Annotated in this window: 14 protein-coding genes; 5 read left to right on the top strand and 9 right to left on the bottom strand. The window is 69.8% G+C overall.

Annotated elements, in window-relative coordinates:
- From G4D83_RS46825 to G4D83_RS15415, 4 genes are all read right to left on the bottom strand, one after another.
- Positions 1 to 4,265: DNA polymerase III subunit gamma/tau domain-containing protein (locus G4D83_RS46825; protein ID WP_476703751.1), on the bottom strand; the 4,265-nt coding region annotated here is incomplete at its 3' end.
- Between the two features lie 140 nt (positions 4,266 to 4,405).
- Complete coding sequence (locus G4D83_RS15425) at positions 4,406 to 5,842, bottom strand: peptidase MA family metallohydrolase (protein WP_163865492.1); 1,437 nt, start codon at positions 5,840 to 5,842, stop codon at positions 4,406 to 4,408.
- Positions 5,843 to 5,887: 45 nt separating this feature from the next.
- Entirely contained in the window at positions 5,888 to 7,222 is a 1,335-nt protein-coding gene (gene ilvA / locus G4D83_RS15420; protein WP_275902373.1) for a threonine ammonia-lyase, read from the bottom strand.
- Between the two features lie 11 nt (positions 7,223 to 7,233).
- Complete coding sequence (locus G4D83_RS15415; RefSeq protein WP_163865490.1) at positions 7,234 to 8,463, bottom strand: Glu/Leu/Phe/Val family dehydrogenase; 1,230 nt, start codon at positions 8,461 to 8,463, stop codon at positions 7,234 to 7,236.
- Between the two features lie 96 nt (positions 8,464 to 8,559).
- On the opposite strand from G4D83_RS15415, the gene G4D83_RS15410 reads away from it, so the two are divergent.
- Entirely contained in the window at positions 8,560 to 9,057 is a 498-nt protein-coding gene (locus G4D83_RS15410; protein WP_163865489.1) for a helix-turn-helix domain-containing protein, read from the top strand.
- Positions 9,058 to 9,122: 65 nt separating this feature from the next.
- Here G4D83_RS15410 and G4D83_RS15405 read toward each other — a convergent pair whose 3' ends face one another.
- On the bottom strand, positions 9,123 to 11,573 hold the full coding sequence (locus G4D83_RS15405; protein WP_163865488.1) for a DEAD/DEAH box helicase: 2,451 nt from the start codon (positions 11,571 to 11,573) through the stop codon (positions 9,123 to 9,125).
- A gap of 68 nt (positions 11,574 to 11,641) precedes the next feature.
- Between G4D83_RS15405 and G4D83_RS15400 the strand changes: the two genes are divergently transcribed.
- Entirely contained in the window at positions 11,642 to 12,757 is a 1,116-nt protein-coding gene (locus tag G4D83_RS15400) for an RNA polymerase factor sigma-32 (protein ID WP_163865487.1), read from the top strand.
- 77 nt (positions 12,758 to 12,834) lie between these two features.
- Positions 12,835 to 13,404 (top strand): hypothetical protein, encoded by a 570-nt coding sequence (locus G4D83_RS15395; protein ID WP_163865486.1) that lies wholly within the window; start codon positions 12,835 to 12,837, stop codon positions 13,402 to 13,404.
- Positions 13,405 to 13,411: 7 nt separating this feature from the next.
- On the opposite strand, the gene G4D83_RS15390 is transcribed toward G4D83_RS15395, so the two are convergent.
- The 4 genes from G4D83_RS15390 to G4D83_RS15375 form a co-directional block, all read right to left on the bottom strand.
- Positions 13,412 to 14,980, bottom strand: coding sequence for a beta-ketoacyl synthase N-terminal-like domain-containing protein (locus G4D83_RS15390; RefSeq protein WP_163865485.1), 1,569 nt, complete (start codon positions 14,978 to 14,980; stop codon positions 13,412 to 13,414).
- A 20-nt stretch (positions 14,981 to 15,000) separates the two neighbouring features.
- A complete protein-coding gene (locus G4D83_RS15385; protein ID WP_163865484.1) occupies positions 15,001 to 16,470 on the bottom strand; it encodes a DUF6250 domain-containing protein in 1,470 nt (489 codons plus the stop codon).
- A 96-nt stretch (positions 16,471 to 16,566) separates the two neighbouring features.
- Positions 16,567 to 17,277 (bottom strand): hypothetical protein, encoded by a 711-nt coding sequence (locus G4D83_RS15380; protein WP_163865483.1) that lies wholly within the window; start codon positions 17,275 to 17,277, stop codon positions 16,567 to 16,569.
- Positions 17,278 to 17,351: 74 nt separating this feature from the next.
- On the bottom strand, positions 17,352 to 17,615 hold the full coding sequence (locus tag G4D83_RS15375; RefSeq protein WP_163865482.1) for a molecular chaperone DnaJ: 264 nt from the start codon (positions 17,613 to 17,615) through the stop codon (positions 17,352 to 17,354).
- Between the two features lie 57 nt (positions 17,616 to 17,672).
- Here G4D83_RS15375 and G4D83_RS15370 point away from each other — a divergent pair, with 57 nt between their 5' ends.
- Together G4D83_RS15370 and G4D83_RS15365 are read left to right on the top strand one after the other, a co-directional pair.
- Entirely contained in the window at positions 17,673 to 18,431 is a 759-nt protein-coding gene (locus tag G4D83_RS15370) for a DUF4159 domain-containing protein (protein ID WP_163865481.1), read from the top strand.
- Between the two features lie 27 nt (positions 18,432 to 18,458).
- Positions 18,459 to 20,738 carry a glutamine amidotransferase gene (locus tag G4D83_RS15365; RefSeq protein WP_163865480.1) on the top strand — a complete coding sequence of 760 codons (2,280 nt, stop codon included), beginning with the start codon at positions 18,459 to 18,461 and terminating at the stop codon, positions 20,736 to 20,738.
- Positions 20,739 to 20,799 lie beyond the last annotated feature (61 nt).

Below are 20,799 nucleotides of genomic sequence, written 5' to 3'. Positions count from 1 at the left end.
CACTCGGCCTGGCCGGCTTCGGGAGCAACCTCTTCCGTCGTCGACCACTCGGGCTGTGCGGTGACGGGAGCGGCTTCGCCCGTCGACCACTCGGCCTGGACGGCGTCGGCGGGAAGCTCTTCGGCGGCCCATTCGGGCTGCGCGGTGGCGGGGGCGGCTTCGCCCGTTGACCACTCGGCCTGGACGGCGTCGGCGGGGAGCTCTTCGGCGGCCCATTCGGGCTGTGCGGTGGCGGGAGCGGCTTCGCCCGTCGACCACTCGGCCTGGACGGCGTCGGCGGGGAGCTCTTCGGCGGCCCATTCGGGCTGTGCGGTGACGGGAGCGGCTTCGCTCGTCGACCACTCGGCCTGGACGGCGTCGGCGGGAAGCTCTTCGGTGGCGGACCACTCGGGCTGTGCCGCGGTGGTGGTGTCAGCGGTAGACGCGGACCACTCGGCCTGGACAGCTTCGGGCGCAACCTCTTCCGTCGTCGCCCAGTCGGGCTGCGCGGTGGCGGTGGCGGCTTCGCTCGTCGACCACTCGGCCTGGACGGCGTCAGCGGGGAGTTCCTCGGTGGCGGCCCACTCAGGCTGCGCGGTGGCAGCGGTGTCAGCCGTGGACGCGGACCATTCGCTCTGGACTGCGTCGGCCGGAAGCTCTTCGGTGGCGGCCCACTCAGACTGTGCAGTGGCGGCGGTGTCAGCCGTGGACGCGGACCATTCGCTCTGGACTGCGTCGGCCGGAAGCTCCTCGGTAGCGGCCCACTCGGGCTGCGCCGTGGCGGCGGTGTCAGTCGTCGACGCGGACCACTCGCTCTGGACTGCGTCGGCGGGCAGTTCCTCGGTCGCGGTCCACTCGGGCTGCGCCGTAGTGGCGGCCGGCTCGCCGGGAGTCTCCGTCGTCGCCCATTCAGCCTGGACGGCGTCAGCGGGGAGTTCCTCGGTGTCGGCCCACTCGGGCTGCGCGGTGGCGACCGCGTCACTCGTCGACGTGGCCCACTCGGGCTGCGGGGCGTTGGCCGTGGACTCCGTGGCCCACTCAGTTTGGACTGCGTCCGGTGCCAGCTCCTCCATCGCGGCCCATTCAGGCTGAGCAGCGGTGGCTTCGTCACTCGTGGATGCCGCCGACCATTCGGTCTGGACGGCTTCCGGAGCAGCCTCTTCCGTCGTCGCCCATTCGGGTTGCGCGGGGGCTGCTTCGCCCGTCGACCACTCTGCCTGGACAGCGTCAGCAGGGAGTTCTTCGGCGGCGGCCCACTCGGGCTGCGCGGTGGCGGGGGCTGCTTCGCCCGTCGACCACTCGGCTTGGACGGCGTCGGCGGGGAGTTCCTCGGCGCTGGCGGACCATTCGGGCTGGGCAGTGGCTACTTCGCTCGTAGCGGCCCACTCCGCTTGGACAGCGTCCGCAGGAAGCTCTTCGGTAGCAGCCCACTCGGGCTGCGCCGTGGTGGTGGTGTCAGCCGTGGACGCGGACCATTCGCCCTGCGCGGCGTCAGCGGGGAGTTCCTCGGTGGCGGCCCACTCGGGCTGCGGCTCAGCGGTGGACTCCGCGGCCCACTCGGACCGCGGCTCGGCCGTCGACCACTCCGCCTGGGCGGTCTCGGGCGCTTGCTCCGTCGTCGCTGCCCACTCTGCTCCGTCGTTGCCTTGCGTGGCCTCGTCGGTGGAGGCAGCGGCCCACTCGGACTGAAGCTCGATGACCTCCGCGCTCGGCGCGGGAGATTCGGTGGCCGTCTCGTTCCACTCCGAGGTGCCCTCCGTCGAGGCCGCCTCCGTGGAACCCCAGTCGGACTGCGGCTCGTTGGGCGCGGCCTGCTCCGAAGCGAGGCCCGCGCTGCTCGCGAGGGGCTCCAACTCACCCGACTGCGCGGCCCACTCTCCATCCGAGGTGTCGGCTGGAAGGTCCAGGCCCCGCTCATTCGAGGCCGAGTACTGCCCATGCTCCAGGAAGTCACCCGCGGTCGCGAGCGGTACGGCCTCCTCGGGACTGCCGCTCAGGTCGAATCCATCCGAAACCGACTCACGGAGCGACGTCGCCGCGAAGGATGACGACCCGTGGGTAGCGACCTCAATCGTGTCCGCCTGGAGATCAGGCCCGACCTGCACGGAGCGCAGCTCCAGCGAAGGCACGGCATCCGTGTTGAAAGGCGACTCCGCCGAAGACGTGGCCTCCGCCTCCACGCCCAGGTCCCCCACCTCGAAGGTGGGCGGCTCACCGTGAACCGCTGCGTCCTCGAACGGTTCCTCGCTCGAGCTCCCCTCGGGAGCGGACTCCGTATCCAGGACCGAAGCCGACAGCTCCGACGCGGCTCCCGCTTCCTCGGACGCTGTCCAGCCGCTTGCATCCGAGGTCTCGGTGCCCGCCAACATGGAGACCTGTGCCTCGGTGTTCGTCGACTCGCCGGAGGGGAAACCCTCGGACGAGGCGTCAACGCTCACATCGGCGGCGTCGAGAGAGATCTCCTCGACGGCGGGCGACGTGGAGACGTCCGAGTCTCCATGCTCGCTCTCGGCCGACGCCGCGGAGTCCCAACCACTGGAGGTCGTCTCCGCCGCGTCGAGCGCCAGTTCCTCGAACTGCGACTCGGGCGCTGACTCCGCGAACTCCACCGACGAGGTGGACTCGACCATGTCGGACGCATCGAGCGAGATTTCCGCGCCGACGGAGCCGGGGTGCTCGGCTGCCGTGGAGCCTTCGGTGCCAGTCTCCTGGGCCGCGAAGGCGGAGTCGCCCACGTTCGGCTCTTCGAAGGACTCGTAGGCCGCGTCGTTCAGTGTCCCGGCGTCCGCCTCGGTGAAGTCCGGTTCCGCGCCCGTGTCGAGCGCGGCACCGTCGTTCGAAGACAGCTCCGTCACATCGCTCGCTTCGAGCGACATGGGCTCGGCGCTCTCCGTCGCGCCGACGTCGATGACGTCATTCGCGTCAGCGAGGTCCGTCGCGGACGACTCCAGCGGGTCCACGGCCAGCGGCGCGGAGTCCCAGGCGTCATCGAGCGAAGTGGGGGCGTGGTCCTCGGCCAGCATCGGCTCGCTGTCGGCCGTCGCGTCGAGCAGTTCGACTTCCGAAGAGGGGACTTCCACTTCGGACTCGGAGGCCGTGAGGGTGGCTTCCTCGGACGGCTGGGCTTCGAGCACGGTGGACGATGAATCGTCGGAGGCCGATTCGACCTCCAGCGAGAGGTCCGCGAAGGACGACTCGAGCGAAGTCTCCGGCTCATGCCGCGCGGCCTCGGGCTCCACCTGCTCGGCGAGCTCTCCGAAGTCCTCTTCCGCGCTCAACCCCGCCGCCGCTCCCTGGTCGACTTCCTGGTAGCTCGACGCCGAAGCTCCGTCCTGGAGGGCCGAGGCGTCTTCGTACGCTTCCGTGCCGGAGACATCCGTTTCCGAGACCTCCAGCACGTCCTCGAACGAGGAGGATTCGGACGTGGCCACCGGGGCGGCACCACCGGGGGGCGTGGGGCTCGGAGCCATCCACGGAGCGGGCTCGCTCAGCGCGGGGATGTCGATGTCGTCCGAGCTGAGGGCCAGGTTCTCCGGCTCCGGGGCCGGAGGCGTATAGGGCTCCTGGGCCGGCTGCTCGTAGCCCGCGTAGTAGGCCTGCTGCGCGGGGTCGGCGGCCGGGGCCTCCGGAGTCGCCGCGGGCCAGCCCTGGTTCGGGTCGTAACCCTGCTGCTGCGCGTAGGCCTGGTTCGGGTCGTAGCCCTGCTGCTGGGCATAGGCCTGATTCGGATCATACCCCTGCTGCGCGTAGGCCTGGTTCGGGTCGTAGCCCTGCTGCGGATAGCCCTGTTGCTGGGCGTAGGCCTGGTTCGGGTCGTAGCCTTGCTGCGCGTAGGCCTGGTTCGGATCATAGCCCTGCTGCGCATAGGCCTGATTCGGGTCGTAGCCCTGCTGCTGGGCATAGGCCTGGTTCGGGTCGTAGGCCTGGTTCGGGTCGTAGGCCTGGTTCGGGTCGTAGCCGGCGGGGTAGGCGTACCACTGGCCATCGGCGCCGTAGTAACCCTGGGGCTGCTGCTGCTCATAGCCGGCGGGGTAGGCGTACCACTGGCCGTCGGCGCCGTAGTAGCCCTGCGGCTGCTGCTCATCGCCGGCGGGGTAGGCGTACCACTGGCCATCGGCGCCGTAGTAGCCCTGGGGGGCGGCCTCCGGCTGTTGCCAGGTGGAGGCGTCGGACGCAGGGGTGTCCTGAACGCCGAGGAGACCACGCAGCTCACCCCAGCGCGCCTCCTCCACGGGAGACAGGCTTCCCAGCTTCCGCTTCTCGTCGAGGAAGCGAAATTCTCTCATTGCTGCGCGCGTGTCCGACATCCGTCACCTTGCTGCGGACGGCGGACTGCCCGGTTACCGTCGCAGCGCAAATGGGGGGGCTCCGAGTGTAGGAGACTCCCGGGGAGGGGTAAACCAAATGGACCGCGCTTGCCCGGCAGCTACCTCTTCCGGACGACCTTCTCGACTTCCGAGTCGAGCTCTTCCAGGGTCATTCCGTAGTGGGTCTTCAGCGCCGCCTCGAACCGCACCTTCCGCTTGCACACATCCCGGGTGAGGGTCAGCAGGCGGTGGGCGCCCTCCCGGCGCATCAGCTCCTGGACCGCCAGTCCGGAGATGGCATACGCCATGGGCGCGTTGGGGGTGTTCATCGGGGCGACGTCCATCATCTGCCGGACGCTGATGAGCCCACCGAAGGATGGGTCAGCCAGTACCGTCCGCATCTGATCCACCATCTCCATGTCCGGGCCCGGGACGTCCAGGTACTTCCACTCCACGAACATGGCCAGGCCCTCGTTGAACCAGATGGGCAGGAAGACCATGTCCCCGTCGCCCCCGCCGCAGATATCGGCGACCGTGGCATGGACGTACTCGTGGACGAGCGTGGCCTTGGTCTGCTTCGTCAGCTCCATGGCGTTGTTGATGGCGATGCCATTGTCGGAATACCGCCCGGCCACCATCCTCGCCGCGCGCCCGCCGAAGACCGAGCCGAACTCCTGGGCGGAGTAGAGCTTGACGGACACGGCGGACTCTCTCGCCTCGCCCAGCACGCCTCGCGTGAAGTGGTAGGCCTCGGTGAGTATCTCGACGATGTGCCCCTCGTAGTCAGCGCGCTGGCCGAAGTCGCGATCATTGTTGAAGTAGCTGATGACGAACCGGCTGTTGGAGCGCACCCGCATGCCATTGGCGCTCACCCCGGACTCGAAGCCGACCTTGGGTGCCCGGACGCTCATCCCCGGTCGCGTCTCGAGCGACACCACCGCGGCTTCATCGCCACCCATCGCGCTCGCGGGCCGTGTCTGCCCGGGCTGCGCGGAGGCGTTTCCGAGGCGCCGGGAGATGCGCGTGGCCTCGGAGCGGGCCGCGTCTTCCTGAAGCGTGTGCTGGCGGGCGGTCTGGAGCAGCTTCTTCGCCTCGGCGGACTCCTTCGCGCGGGGAGGCACCTTCTCCAGCGCCGCCTGCGCGCCCACGAAGTCCTGCTCCTCCAGCAGCAGCTTGCCGAGCTCCAGCGGGAAGCTCCCGTCCTTCGGGAAGCGCGTCACGCCCTTCACCAGCGCGGACTCGGCCGCCGCGCGCTGCTCCGTCTTCTGCGCGGCGCTCGCCAGGCAACGCAGGGCCGGCGCGGACTCCTCGTACAGGACGGCGCGCTCACCCATGGAGTACGCCATCACCGAGTCGTCCTTCATCAGCGCCTGGCAGCCCTTCACCAGCGCGCCGGACACCGTGGCCCGCTGCTCCTCGGGGACCGCCTTCGCGTCGCCGGAGGAGAAGGCCAGGTACAGCTCCTCCCAGGACTTCTGCCCGGAGAGCTCTTTCGCCTTCTGGGCAGGCGTTTGCGGCGAGGCGGCGAGCAGGAGCGCGACGAACAGGGAACGCATGCCCCCAGTATGGCCGAGCCCCGCCGCTCGCGCGCAAGACCCCCGCTACTTGCGGGCCACCTGCCAGCCAAGCTCCTCCAGGGCTTTTTCCAGCTCGCGGATGTGGGCAGGGCCCGTCGTCTCCAGCGTCACCTCCACCATGGCCTCGCCCAGCCCCGCCTTGGAGAAGGCGCGCTCGTGGTGGAGGTCCACCACGTTGGCCCTCAGGTCGGCGATGCGCGACGTCAGCCGAGCGAGCATCCCGGGCCGGTCCGGCAGCCGCACCTCCAACTGGACCAGGCGGCCCGCCTTCACCAGGCCGCGCTCGATGATGCGGCTGATGACGTTCATGTCGATGTTGCCGCCGCTCAGGATGATGGCGGTGCGCTTGCCCTTCGCCTGCGGGACGTGGCCGTTGAGCACCGCCGCCACGCCCACCGCGCCCGCGCCCTCCACCACGCTCTTCTCCTGCTCCAGCAGCGTGAGGATGGCGGCCGCGATTTCCTCCTCGTCCACCGACACCACCGCGTCCACGTACCTGCGCACCATGGGGAAGGTGAGCTCCCCCACCTTCTTCACGGCGATGCCATCCGCGATGGTGGTCCCCGCCGCGGGCAGCTCCACCAGCTTCCCCGCTTCGATGGACGCCTTCATGCTGTCGATGGTGGACGTCTGCACGCCCACCACGATGATGCCCGGCTTGCTCTCCTTCAGCGCGCACGCCACGCCGGAGATGAGCCCGCCTCCGCCAATGGGCACCAGCACCACCTCCACGTCCGGCCACTGCTCCAGGAGCTCCAGCCCCAGCGTCCCCTGGCCCGCGATGACATGCGGGTCATTGAACGGGTGCACGAAGACGAGCCCCTCGTCCTGCTGGATTCGCAGCGCCTCCGCGTAGGCCTCGTCGTAGTTGGCGCCCTTGAGCACCACGCGCGCGCCATAGTCATCCCGCGTGCGCGACACCTTGATGAGCGGCGTGCGCTCCGGCATGACGATGGTCGCCTTCACCCCCAGCCGACGCGCGTGGTAGGCGACGCCCTGCGCGTGGTTGCCGGCGGACGCGGCGATGACCCCGCGCTTCCGCTCCTCCGCCGTCAGCGTCAGCAGCTTGTTGAGCGCGCCGCGCTCCTTGAAGGCGCCCGTGCGCTGGAGGTTCTCCATCTTGAAGTACACCGCCGCGCACTCCGTCCGCTCGGTGAAGTAGTCCGAGGCGGGGCAGGGCGTGGGGCGGATGGCGTCGCGCAGGCGCTCCCGCGCGGCGAGGATGTCCTGGAGGGTGACCATGGGCGCGCGTGTAGCGGAAGCGCGCCCCGTTCGGAAGGGACAGTCAGCACCTGGGTGTCCGCCGTCCCGGGTTGCCGCGATGCGGCAGGCTTGCCTGGCCGCGCCCCGAACGGGCACGCCCGAGCGCGTCAGATGCCGCGCAGCACGGTGGCCTTGCCCACCCGGCCGATGGCCAGGATGTAGGCCGCCGTCCGCATGGAGACCTTCCGCGAGCGGGCAATCTGCGCCACGCGCTCGTAGGCCTCCTTCATCGTCTTCTCCAGCTCCGCGTTGACGCGGTCCTCTTCCCAGGACAGGTGCTGGAGGTTCTGCACCCACTCGAAGTAGCTCACCGTGACGCCGCCGGAGCTGGCGAGCACGTCCGGCACCACGAAGATGCCGCGCTTCTCGAAGACCTCGTCGGCCTCCGGCTGGGTGGGGCCGTTGGCGCCCTCGATGATGAGGCGCGCGCGCACCGCGTTCGCGTTGTCCCGGGTGAGCACGTGGCCGAGCGCCGCGGGGATGAGCACCTCGCAGTCGGCCGCGAGCACGTCCTCGTTGGTGCACGCCGTGCCGCCGCCGAAGCCCGTCACCGTGCCGGTGCGCTTGACGTGCTCGAAGAGGGAAGGGACGTCCAGGCCCTGCGGGTTGCGCACGCCGCCCAGCACGTCCGACACGGCCACCACCACGCCCCCGTCCTCCCACAGGAGTTGCGCGGTGTGGCTGCCCACGTTGCCGAAGCCCTGAATCGCGAAGCGCGTGCCCTTCACCGGCAGGTTCAAGTCGCGGAGGATTTCGCGGCACACGTACAACAGGCCCCGCCCGGTGGCCGCCTCACGGCCCTTGGAGCCGTACAGCTCCAGCGGCTTGCCCGTGACGACGGCGGGCGAGTGGCCGTGGTAGCGCGAGTACTGGTCCATGATCCACGCCATCACCTGGGGATTGGTGTTGACGTCGGGCGCGGGGATGTCTCGCGTGGGGCCGATGACGTCCTGAATCTGGTCGACGAACTTTCGCGTCAGCCGCTCCAGCTCCTTGATGCTGAGCTGAGACGGGTCGCACGCGATTCCGCCCTTGGCGCCGCCATAGGGCACATTCACCACGGCCGTCTTCCACGTCATCAGCGAGGCGAGTGACGCGGCCTCGTCCTGGTCCAGGCCCGGGTGGTAGCGCAGGCCGCCCTTCATGGGGCCCCGGCTGTTGTCATGCTGGATGCGGTACCCGAGGAAGGTGCGAATCTCGCCGGAGTCCATCTCGATGGAGACCTGGACCTTCACCTCGCGCAGCGGCGTGGCGAGCAGCGTTTCGATGGGGGTTCCCACGTCCATGATCCGCGCGGCCTTGCGGAAGAAGTAGTTGGTACCCTCGACGGCGCTCATGTTTCGCAGTGCTCCTGGTGACTGCGGTGGGTCCAAGAGGTCCCGCCCCGCGCGAAAGACCTTAACAGAAGGGGTGCGCTACCATAGGAAACTGCCATGTCTCCCGGCCCTGCGGATGCTTCCACGGTGAACGGACACCTGCAGGGCCTGGCCCGTCGGATTCGCGCGCTTCGAGAGCGCCGGGGCCTCACCCAGGAGGACTTCGCCGCCCGGTGTGGCATCTCCGTGTCCTTCGCGTCCTTGCTGGAGCGCGGAGAGCGAGGCCCCAGCTACGAGACGCTCCTCCAGGTGGCCGTCGCGCTGGAGCTGCCCTTGTGGGAGCTGCTCCGCCTGGATGACGTGGACGACGCGGGCGCCCACCGGCTGGAGGGCTTCGTCCGGGCCCGCCGGCTGTCGCGCCAGGACGTGGACCGGATGCTGGAAGTCGCTGAGATGATGTTCAGCGCGGGGCCCCTCGCGGCGAGGTCCCAGCGGCCGGAGCCCGTGCGCTGCGGCGAGCCAACCTGCGAGCGGCCCGTGCTGGCCCGGGGCCTGTGCACCGCCCACTACCACCGGGCCCGGCGCAGGAAGGCCGCGGAGAAGTCAGGCGCCTGACCTGAGTCAGTGCGCCGTCGCGGCGGCCCCGGGAAGCACGTGCCTCCCGGGGAGAACCACCTGACCTACTTCTTGCGAGCGCGCTCGACCTTCAGCGTGCGCTCACCGTGCTGCTTGCCGTGCGTGGTCTCGAACCCGGCGGCGTCCTCGTCGTTGACGAAGACGTACGCGTAGGTCGGGCGCAGGTCCATCCGCACCACCTTGCCAGCGGGAGCACCAGCGGCCTCGAGCGCGGCGGTGACGCCCGCTTCATCCAGACCGTCCTGCCTGCCCAGGCCCACCCACAGGCGCACCTGGCCCGGCAGGTCCGGCAGCGACTCCAGGCGGGGACGACGCTCCTCGCGCGAGCCGCGCGGACGGTGCCGCTCCAGCTTCAGCGGCTTGTCGCCGTGCAGCTTGCCGTTGAGCGCCTCGAAGGCCGGCGCATCCGCCTCGGCCACGTAGGCGTAGCCGTAGGTGGGACGCAGCAGCGCCTTGAGCACCTTGCCAGCGGGCGCACCGGCGGCCTCCAGCGCGGCGGGCAGCTTCGCCTCGTCCATGCCGTCATCGCTGCCCAGGTTGGTCCACAGCTTCACCTCGCCGGGGCCCGCGTCGGGAGACGGGGGCGGACGGGTGCCGGGCTCGCGCTCGGTGCGCGGCTTGCTCTTCTCCACGCGCAGCGTCTTGGCTCCGTGCTGCTTGCCGTTGAGCGCCTCGAACCCCGGGGAGTCGTCCTCCGCGACGAACACGTATGCGAAGGTGGGGCGCAGCTCCGCGCGAACCATCTTCCCCAGCGGCGCGCCGGCGTCTTCCAGGGCCGTGGCGATGCTTCCCGGCCCCAGGCCGTCCGCCGTTCCCAGGTTGACCCACAGCTTCACCTCGCCAGGGCCCGCCTCCAGCGCCGCGGGGCCTCGGATGGCGCCCGCGTCTCGCTCCCGACGGGGCTCGTCACGACGCGGACGGCGCTCGCGGTCCGGGTGCTCCGGGCGGGCCATGGGCTTCTCGCCCCCCCGCTCACGCCGGTCCTCGCCACTCCGCTCGCGACGCTCACCTCCGCGCTCGCGCTTTTCGTCGCGACCGCCGCGTCCACGTCCCTCGCTCCGGCTCTCGGTCTTGCGCGCGGGAGCGGGCTCGCGGCCCTCGGTCTCCTGGGCCTGCTGGGCCTTCTCCATGCGCATGCGGCTGAAGAAGTACTTGAGCAGGAAGGCGACCAGGTCGTCCGCGTTCGGCTTGTTCTTCAACTGCGCGGCCAGGGGCAGGAAGCCCTCGAAGATGGAGGAGCCGGAGGCCTCCTGGATTTCGCGCACGTGGCGCTCCGTCCAGAGGCGCATCGCCTCCTCGGGCGCGGGCATCTCCTGCCGCTCGAACTTGATGCCGTACTTCTTCTCCAGCACGGTGTACGTCGCCAGCTCGCGCCCGGAGAAGAGGTTGATGGCGGTGCCCTTGTTTCCGATGCGGCCGGTGCGGCCGACGCGGTGCAGGTACACGGCCGGGTCCTCGGGCAGCGAGTAGTTGATGACGTACTCGAGGCCGGAGATGTCGATGCCGCGCGCCGCGATGTCCGTGGCGACCATGAAGGCCACCTCGCCGCGCTTCACCTTGCCCATCACCCGCTCGCGCTCCTTCTGCGGCAGGTCTCCGTTGAGCAGCTCCGCGTCGAAGCCGTTGCGGTTGAGCACCGCCGTCACCAGCGCCGTGTCATCCCGCGTGTTGCAGAAGATGATGGCGTTGGGCGGCTCCTCCTTCTCCAGGATGTAGATGAGGTTGCGCGGCTTGGGGAAGGCGTCCGACACGTCGTAGCGGACGTGGTGGATGTGCTCCACCGTGAAGACGTCGCCGGACAACAGCAGCGTCTCCGCGTTCGTCGTGTACCGGGCGATGAGGTTCTGGATGTCCGTGGGGACGGTGGCGCTGAAGAGCAGCACCTGGCGCGCCTTCGGAAGACGGTCGAGGATGCGGGTGACTTCCTCGTAGAAGCCCTGGTTGAGCATCTCGTCGGCTTCGTCCAGCACCGCGTGGTCGCACCCGTCCAGCTTCAGGTTGCCCCGGTTGATGTGGTCGAACACGCGGCCGGGCGTGCCGACGATGATGGGCGTGCCCTCCTCGAACGCGTCCTCCTGCTGCTTCATGGAGGCGCCGCCGTAGATGGCCGCCACCTTCACGCCCTTGTTCTTGCCCAGGGACCGCAGCTCGTCCGCCACCTGCATCGCCAACTCGCGCGTGGGGCAGAGGATGAGGGCGCGCACGCGCTTCTCATCCGCGGGAATCTTCTCCAACAACGGCAGGCCGAACGCGGCCGTCTTGCCGGTGCCAGTCTTGCTGCGGACAATCAGGTCCTTGCCCTCCATCACGGGCCGGAACGCCCGGGCCTGGACAGGGGTGGGGTGGGTGTAGCCGCGCTCCGCCAGCGCGCGGCGGAGGGGCTCGGACAGGTTCATTTCGTCGAAGCCGATGTCCGCGATGTATTCGGCGGGACGCGTCGGTGCTTCGTCGGTGGCCGGGGTGCCCGGCTCGGTGGGCTCTTGGATGTCGCTCATCAAGCAGGGGCATAGCCCCTGCATTACCCTCTGGCAACAATCGCGGCACTTTGGGGTATGGAGCGCCCATGGCGAGTGGAGGGAAAAGAACCAAAGGAACGACTTCCCGGCCCCGGGCAAAGCGGGCGGCGGGCAGCGCGCCCGCCCAGACGGAGGTCGTCGAGGCGGAGGTGGAGGACCCCAGCGCCCAGGCAGCGCCGGACCCGGATTCCTTGGAGCCGGACGAGGCCGAACTGGTTGACGCGGAGCCCGAGGTGGCGGTGGCCAGCAGGCCCGTGCCCTCCCGGGCCCTCGCCAAGTCGAGCGAATCAGCGCTCTCCAACCGGGACCCCCTCCAGGCCTACATGACGGAGGTGCAGCGCCACCCCCTGCTGACGCGCGAGGAGGAGCTGGAGCTGTCGCGTCACTACCGCGACACGGGCGATGTGCGCACCGCGTACCGGCTGGTGGCCTCCAACCTGCGACTGGTGGTGAAGCTGGCCCACGAGTACCACCGCAACCCGCTTTCCCTGTTGGATTTGGTCCAGGAGGGGAACATCGGGTTGATGCAGGCGGTGAAGAAGTACGACCCGGAGCGGGGCGTGAAGCTGAGCAGCTACGCGGCCTGGTGGATTCGGGCGTACATCCTTCGCTACATCATGGACAACTGGAAGATGGTGAAGCTGGGGACGACCGAGGCCCAGCGGAAGCTCTTCTTCAAGCTGCGCCAGGAGCAGGACAAGCTCGTGGCCCAGGGCTTCGAGGCCAGCCCCAAGCTCCTGGCGGAGCGGCTCAACGTCACCGAGCAGGACGTGGTGGAGATGGACCAGCGGCTCGGCCATGACGAGCTGTCCATCGACGCGCCGCTGGGTGGGGACGACGAGGGCTCGCGAGGCACGCGCGCGGACCGCTACCTGCCCTCGGGCGCCATCCCCGCCGACGAGCGGCTGGGCGCCGAGCAGCTCAAGGCCCTCTTCCGCGAGAAGCTCTCCGAGTTCTCCCGGACGCTGGAGGGCAAGGAGCGCTTCATCTTCGAGAACCGCCTCACCTCCGACGAGCCGCTCACCCTCCAGGACATCGGCGACAAGTACGGCGTCAGCCGGGAGCGCGCGCGGCAAATCGAGGCGGCGCTCATCCAGCGCATGCGCGAGTTCATGCGTGAACACATCCCCGACTTCGATTTGGTGGCCAACCCCAAGGGCTGACGGGGGCGGGAGCGCGCGGCGGGGGCGAGGAGCGGTATGCTCCCGCTGTCGCCACCGCTTCCTCCTGGGGGTCTTTCATGGGCCGCTTCTTCCGCGCCTCGGGCGTGTGTCTCGTCGTCGCCGCGCTGCTGACGCTCGCGGGTTGTGCCAGCTCGCTCCGGCAGAACTACCTGCGAGACAAGGCCGCGGACCACGTCTACGCCCGGCCGCTTCCGGACCTCTGGCCGGAGGTGAAGGCGCTCCTCAAGGATCAGGGCTACTCCTGGAAGGAGATGCAGGGCCGCTTCGTGCTGGAGACGGAGTGGCGCGACTCCGGGGGCGGGACGCTGGGACCCACCTCGTCCTCTCGCTTCCTGGTGGAGGGCCTCACGCTCGCCAACGGCGGCGCCATCCTCCGGGTGATGCGGGGCAACCGGGTGTCCCAGTCCATTGGCGTGGGCAACGTGGACCAGCGAATCGCCACGGGCGGCTCACAGCGCGCCCAGGAGGAGCAGGCCCAGGCCCGCCTCGACTCCACCACCAGCGGCGTGCTGCCCACGCAGCAGAACTACGCGCGGGACTTGGAGCTGGAGCTGCTGCTGCTCCAGCGAATCGACCCGGCCTCGGCCGCGAAGCTGGAGGCGGACGCCGTGAGCGCCCACCCCTGAGCCTTCGCTACTTCTTCCAGGGGCGGGAGATGACGCAGGCGTTGATGCCGCCCACGCCCATGGACAGCTTGCCCGCGCAGCCGGCGGGGGCATCCACGGCCTCGTCGAACACGAAGCGGCCGTGGACGCGCGAAATCTGCTGGTTGAGCTCCGTCTTCTTCAGCGGGGTGGGGAACACCTGCCCGCGTCCGTAGCCCAGGTACTGCGCCGTCAACTCCCAGCCGCCGCCCGCGGACATGCCGTGGCCGAACGTGCCCTTGCGCGCGGTGATGAGCACCGACTCGGGCAGCACGTCCCGCAGGTTCTGCACCTCCAGGTAGTCACCCGGCGTGGCGGTGGCGTGCAAGTCCCAGCTCCCCACGTCGGAGGGCTCGCAGCCCGCGGCGGCCAGCGCCTCGCGGATGGCCAGCGTGGGGCCTTCCTTGGACGGGGTGATGATGTGGTCCGCGTCCGCGGTGACGCCCACGGAGACGGGCTCCATGCCCAGCGGCTTGAAGCCCTTGGACGTGAAGTAGTCGTAGTCGCCCAGCACCCAGACCACCGCGCCTCCCGCGATGTGCGTGCCGCGCAGCGCGGTGAGGGGCTTGGAGATGGCGGCGTCGGCGGAGATGACGCGGGCGTTGTAGAAGCCGCCCACCACGAGCGGGCTGGGCGCCGCGTCCGTCATTCCCATGACGACGGCCTTCGCCTCACCCAACTGCAGCGAGTTCATGGCCAGCTTCAGTCCGTAGCCGAAGGACGAGCACGCGGCGACGGGAGCGAACGTCATGCCGGTGATTTGCCCCAGCATCGAAATCTGCGAGGCGGGCGTGTTGTGGATGTTCCACAGCACGTTGGAGGAGACGGCGTTCCAGGGCGGCTCCGGCGCCATCCACTTCTTCTGCAGCCGGGCGTTGCGGGTGCGCTTGTCCTTGATGACGGCCAGCTTCGCGGACTCCACGTCGGCGCCGTCCGGCACGCCGATGGCTTCAATGTCGCGCAGCTCCGCCAGGTACTCGCGCAGCTCCGTGGACTGGCCCGTCCAGAAGTGCCACCACGCGTCCTCGGCCTCGTCGCGGAGGCCTTCTTCCACCGACGACGGCTCCGGCGGCAGACCCGCCAACGGCTCGCGCGTCTCCAGCCACTTGCGCAGCACCGCGTTGCGCTCCGGCGCGGACCAGAAGCGGTCCCACCGGCGCTGGGCGCGGTACAGGTCCAACGAGATGGACTGGATGGTGGGCAAATCGCCCAGGCCGGTGCCCACGTAGACGTGCGCGCGGGGCCCCAGGGCCTGCAGCTCCTGCTCCAGGCCGGGGTTCTGCGCGAGCGACTGGATGAACGCGCCGATGGCGAACTGCGTCGGCTGGCCCATCTTCCGCTCCAACTGCGAGAAGCGGTTGGCGGGGAAGCGCTCGTCAATCCAGGGCTTGTAGTCGGCCAGATTGAAGTCCGGCGTGCCGACGAGGAAGTTGTCCGGCCCGAAGCCGTTGAAAGGGGACAGCCAGCTCTCGGAGGACGTGAGGTTCCTCTCGAACGCCTCGATGTTCCTGGACCGGGGGGCGACGACGCCCCAGCCGAAGATGCCAACTCTGCGCACGGTGTGACTTTCCTTGGCCGCTAGGGGGCGAGCGGCGCGATCTTCAAATTGTCGAAGTGGACCCGGCTCTTCCAGCCGGAGAATCCGAAGTACTGATTGCGCGTGCCTTCCAGGGGCGAGGCGTCCTGGAGGGTGAGGAAGGGCTGCCCGTCCAGTTCCCAGGAGAGGGTGCCCGCGCGCCGGGTGAGCTTGAAGTGGTGGCGCTTGCCGGGAACCACGAAGGCCCCGTCGCGCGACACGCGGTCCGGCGTGTGCTCGCTGCGGCGGGCGATGGCGGACTGCGTGTTGCGCCAGCCGCCGAAGATGAACACATAGCCCGTCGCCGTGTACTGCAGGCGCAGGTCTCCGGCGTAGAAGGAGCGACCGTCGCCCCACGCCTCGATTTTGATGTCGCCGTCCGGGCTGTCCGTCCACGCGTCGAACTCAATCGTCGCGTCGCGGGGGATGGGCCGCTTCAGCCACACGGGGCGGTTGTGGAGCAGCTCCACCACCAGCGCGCCGTCCACCAGCTTCGTGGCGGCGGGGTTGGTGACGTTCCACGCGTCTCCCAGCGTGTCGCGGTTGAAGTCGTCCGCGTACGGGCCCGGAGGAATCACGGGCGCGGCGGGGGCGACGCGGGCGGGCAGCCGGTCCGGCGTGTCCACGCGCAGGTTGTCGTAGAAGATTTGCGACTCGAAGCCGGACAGGCCCAGCCTGTCATTCCCCTGGCCCTTCAGGGGACGCGGGTCGTCGAACTCCAGGAAGGGCTCTCCGTCGATGCTCCAGCGCAGGAGCGAGCCGCGGCGCTCGATTCGCCAGTGGTACGTGCGGCCGGCCTGCACCGGCGTGCCGCGCGCCTCCACGCGCACGCGGGTGTCGTCCTTGAACACGGTGGCGATGTCGGCGGCCTCAATCTTGGCGCCGTCGTCCACCTTCTCACCCTGGGCACCGGCCTTGCGCGCCGCGCGACGCTTGAGCGAGTCGATGTTGGGCGCGCCCATGTCGAGCCGGCCAAGCACGGACAGGGAGTTGTTGAATCCGCCCTGCACCAGGATGTACCCGGAGCTGGGGTCCACGCCGTTGCCGAAGACCTCCACCCGGATGTCACCCTCGGGCAGCTCCGAGCGCACGTCGAACTCGATGGCCACGTCGTCCGGCAGCGGCGCCTGGAGCCACAGCGGGTTGTTCTTCACGCCCGGCGCCAACAGCTCGCCCTGAATCACCCGCCAGTAGCCGCCCGTGGAGAAGAAGTCCCGCTTCACCACGCCCGGGTCCGTGAAGTCCTGGGTGTAGGGCACTGTCGCCGTCACGTCCGCGTCGCCGCGGAACAGGGCGTAGTGGATGAGGGGGAACTGGATGACCAGAATCAGCGCGGCGAGCACGGCCCAGCCCCGGCGCGACATCCCTTCCGGCTTCACCCACGCGCCGCTGGCGCCAGGCTCCTGCCGGGGGGCGGGCTCCGAGGGGGACTCCGGCTTCTTCTCCGACTCCTTGCGCCTGACCTGGCCCATCAATCCTTTGGGGGGAGAATTCTGGGGGGAAAGGCGGCGGAATGTACGCGCCACGACGCTGGAGGTAAAGCGCGGCCGGCGCCCGGAGGAGGTCGTCTACTTGACCCCCCAACGTTTCTCGAGCGCCCGCTGCTCCGCCTGCCGGAGCTTGAGGCGCTCCTTCTCCGCGCGCTGCTTCTCGGCCTCTTCGGGCGAGGCCCGCATGGCGAGCTGATAGACGGCGCCGGCGATGGCGAACAGGCCGGCGGCGATGATGACGCCCCAGGGCCTGCTGGCCACGGCGGCCACCAGCCCGCCGAACTGGTGCAGCGCCGCCAGCGCGCCGATGACGAGCACCCACCCGCCCACCGCGGAGGCCACCAGGGCGCTGACCACCCGGTGCAGGAGCGCGCCCACCAGGCCGCCGATGATGAACCCCGGCGCGAAGCCGAGCAGGAAGTCCTGTGGCCCGGCGATCTGCCCGGCCAACAGGCCCAGCGGTACGCCCAGTCCCACGAAGGTGATTGCGGGCGGAAACAGGAAGCCCAGCGCCAGGAGCACCGCCGCGACGATGGAGGGCGCGCGCGGGTCCAGGTCTGGCAGGCCCAGCTTCGCGGTGATGGCGCCCGTCCACACCAGCCCCAGGAGCGCGCCGATGGGCCCGGCCAGCACCCGGAATACCCGGGGGCCTCCGCCCACCAAAAGGAGCGTCACCCCGGCGACACAGCAGACGATGCCCGCCCACATGGGCAGCAGGCGGTAGATGCCGACCCAGCCCGACGGGTTGAGCTCCTGATAGGCCTTGAGGGCCTGAAGGAGGCCTTCCATGGCTCCAACTCCTTGCATTGCGGCGTACCCGACGTTGGCCCCCTTGAGGGGCACGAGGGCGCCGACGATGTAGCTTAAGCGTAGCGGGTCAAGGCCAATAGCAGCAGCAGCACGAAGACGGCGGCGGCGAGCAGGGCGAAGCCGTAGAGGGCCTTCGGGGTGGAGGTGTGGCGCAGCAGTGCCTCGGCCTCGGCCCGGTCCTCCGGGCTGAGACTGCCCGCCAGCAGACGCTCGGCGTCGCGCCGTGCTCCGGCGACGTCTCCGGCCTCCTTGCGAGCCCAGGCCGCCCGGACCTCGGGAGAGCCGGGCTGCTCGGGCGTCTGTCCGCCTTTTGCCATGGGCCCGCTCTATACCGGGGAATGCGAGCACCCGTCGACGGTATATAGATGCGCTCTATGTCCGCGCGGCGTCTGACCCGTCGAAACCTCCTGCTCGGCTCCGCCGCGCTTGCTCCGCTGCTGGCGGGGCGTGCGCACGCGTTCGGCGAGAAGAATCGCTTCATCCCCGCGGTGGCGAAGCACGGCGGCCGCTGGGACTCGCGGCTGTCCGGCCTGCGGCGCATCGCCTGGGAGCTGCAGCGGCGCACGTCCGTCGAAGTGGTGCCGGACGCGCGGCCCTTCGCGCTGAGCAGCCCCGACCTCTTCGAGTACCCCTTCCTCTACTTCGGCGGCGACGGCGGCTTCCCCCCGCTCAACGACGCGGAGGTCGCGAACCTCCGGCGCTACCTGACGTATGGCGGCTTCATGCTCGCGGACGCCAACGACGGCAGCGATGGGGACGGCTTCGACGCCAGCTTCCGTCGGGAGATGGCGCGCGTGCTGCCGCAGAGTCCGCTGGCGGAAGTCCCCTCCGGACACGTGGTGTTCAAGTCCTTCTTCCTGCTGGACGCGGCGCCGGGCCGGCTGCTCAACAAGCCGCAGATGATGGCGGCCAACCTGGGCAAGCGCGCGGCGGTGCTCTACACGCAGAACGACGTGGCCGGGGCCTGGAGCCGCAACGAGTCCGGGGACTACGAATTCGACGTGAGCCCCGGCGGCGAGCCGCAGCGGGAGTTGGCGGTGCGGCTGGGCATCAACGTGTGCATGTACGCCCTCTGCCTGGACTACAAGGACGACGCCGTCCACCTGCAGCTCATCCTCAACAAGCGGCGCTGAAGCACCGGCCCTACGCCAAGAGCCTGGATGAATTCCCCCACCTTCAACGCCTGGAAGCTCGTCAGCCTCTCTCCCCTGCCTTCGTGGGCGCTGGTGTTCCTCGCGCTCGGGTTGCTCCTGGGAGTGGCGCTGGCCGCCTGGGGCGTGCGTCGCGAGCCCTCGCGCGGACGTCGCGTCCTGCTGTGGGCGCTGCGCGTGGGCGCGGGCGTGGCCGCGCTCTTCTTCCTGCTGGAGCCCGGCATCCGCCATCTGCAGGTGGCGCGGATGAAGAACCGCGTCGCGGTGCTGGTGGACCGCTCCGCGTCCATGGGTTTCCCCTCGGAGCCCGGAGGCCCCACGCGCGCGGCGGAGGTGGCCACGTTCCTGGAGAAGGCCTCTCCGGCGCTCGCGGGACTCCAGGACCGCTTCACGGTGGAGATGTACGGGTTCGACCCGGAGCTGGCGCCGATAACTCCCGCGTCGCTGGCCAAGGAGCCGCCTCGCGCGGGCTCCACGGACCTGCTGGCCGCGCTGCGTGCGGCGGCGGGCGCGGGGCAGGGCGCGCGCAAGCTGTCGGGCGTGCTGCTGTTCAGCGATGGCGCGGACAACACGGAGTTGAAGGCGGGCGTGGTGGGCCGTGCGCGCGCGGCGCTGGCGGACCTGGGCGTTCCCGTCTCCACTTTCACCGTGGGCCAGGAGGCGCTGAAGGACCTGGCGATTGAAGGATTGAAGGTGGATGACTTCGCCTTCGTGCGCAACTCGCTCACGGTGGAGGCGGAGATTCACGGCCGCGGCTTCCGGGGCAAGGAGATTCCCGTCGTGCTCAGCCAGGAGGGCAAGACGGTGGCGAGCAAGACGGTGCGCCTGGAGACCAACGACGACGTGAAGCCGGTGTCCTTCACCTTCACGCCGGACCAGACGGGCCGCTTCGTCTACACGGTGACGGTGCCCACCTTCCCGGACGAGGCGGTGACGGACAACAACAGCCGCTCCTTCACGCTGAAGGTCATCAGAGACAGGGTGCGCGTGCTGCTGGTGGTGGGCCGGCCGTCCTGGGACGAGCGCTACCTGCGCGGCCTGTTGAAGCAGGACGCCAACGTGGACCTCATCTCGTTCTACATCCTGCGCACGCTGTCGGATGACCCGGGTGTGGTGAACGAGCGCGAGCTGTCCCTCATCCCGTTCCCCATGGAGGAGATTTTCGACACGAAGCTGGACACCTTCGACGTCGTCATCTTCCAGAACTTCGGGCACGCGGACCCATCGCTCTCCATCGCCGAGTACGAGCGCAACCTGGAGCGCTACATCCACAACGGCGGCGCCTTCGTGATGATTGGCGGCGACAGCGTGCTGGGTGAAGGCCGGGCCACCATGCCCACGCTGATGGAGGCCCTGCCCGTGGCCGCCGCGGGCCCCGCCAACGTGGAGCCCTTCACCGCGCGCCTGACGCCGGAGGGCCTGCGCCACCCGGTGACGGCCATCGGCTCCGGCGCGTCCAGCACCGAGGCCGCGTGGGGCGAGCTGCCGCCGATTCCGGGCGCCAACCTCACGTACGCGCGCCCTGGCGCCACCGTGTTGCTGGAGCATCCGCATCTCACGGCGAACGGGAAGAACGCGCCGCTCGTCGCCGTCTGGGACTACGGCCGGGGCCGGGCGTTGGTCATGGCCACGGATGCGTCGTGGTACTGGGCCTTCGCCGCGCACCGGGATGGCTCGCCCAACCGCGCGTATGACCGCTTCTGGGGCAATGCGCTTCGGTGGCTGGTGAGGGACCCTGACCTGACGACGCTGAAGGTGACGGCGGACCCGCCGTCGGTGGAGCCGGGGCGTCCGGTGGCCGTGGTGGTGCAGGCGCGCAGCGCGGACTACCAGCCCGCGCAGGACGCGCAGGTGCGGGTGGAGCTGTTCTCGGTGGCGACGCAGAAGCCGGTGGCGGTGCAGACGGGCGCCACGGGGCCGGACGGTGTGGTGCGCCTGGAGTTCGCGCCGCCGGACCCGGGGCCGTACAAGCTGCTCGCGACGGCGAAGAAGGGCGAGACGGACCTGGGCAAGGGCGAGGACGCGGTGGCGGTGCGCGCCGTGGGGCCGGAGCTGTCGGACGCGTCCGTGCGGCCGGAGTTGATGGAGCAGATCGCCAAGGTGACGGGCGGCAAGGCGTACAAGCTGCCTCAAGACGGGCTGCCGGACATGCCGCTGTTGGACCCTCCCGTGGTGGAGGTGGGGCGCGCGAAGGACCAGCCGCTGTGGGACCGCTGGTACTACCTCGTGGCGCTCATCGGCCTGCTCGGCGCGGAGTGGTTCGCGCGGCGCCGCTTCGGCTACGTCTGAGTCGCGCGGGGCGTGCCCGCGAGCATGGAATAGGGGCTGCTGGGGAGCGTTCGCCAGGTGC

The sequence above is a fragment of the Myxococcus eversor genome (genome assembly GCF_010894455.1).
Lineage (GTDB): Bacteria > Myxococcota > Myxococcia > Myxococcales > Myxococcaceae > Myxococcus > Myxococcus eversor.
Note: the sequence above shows the minus strand (reverse complement) of the source record. Positions and strands in the feature narration are given on the sequence as shown.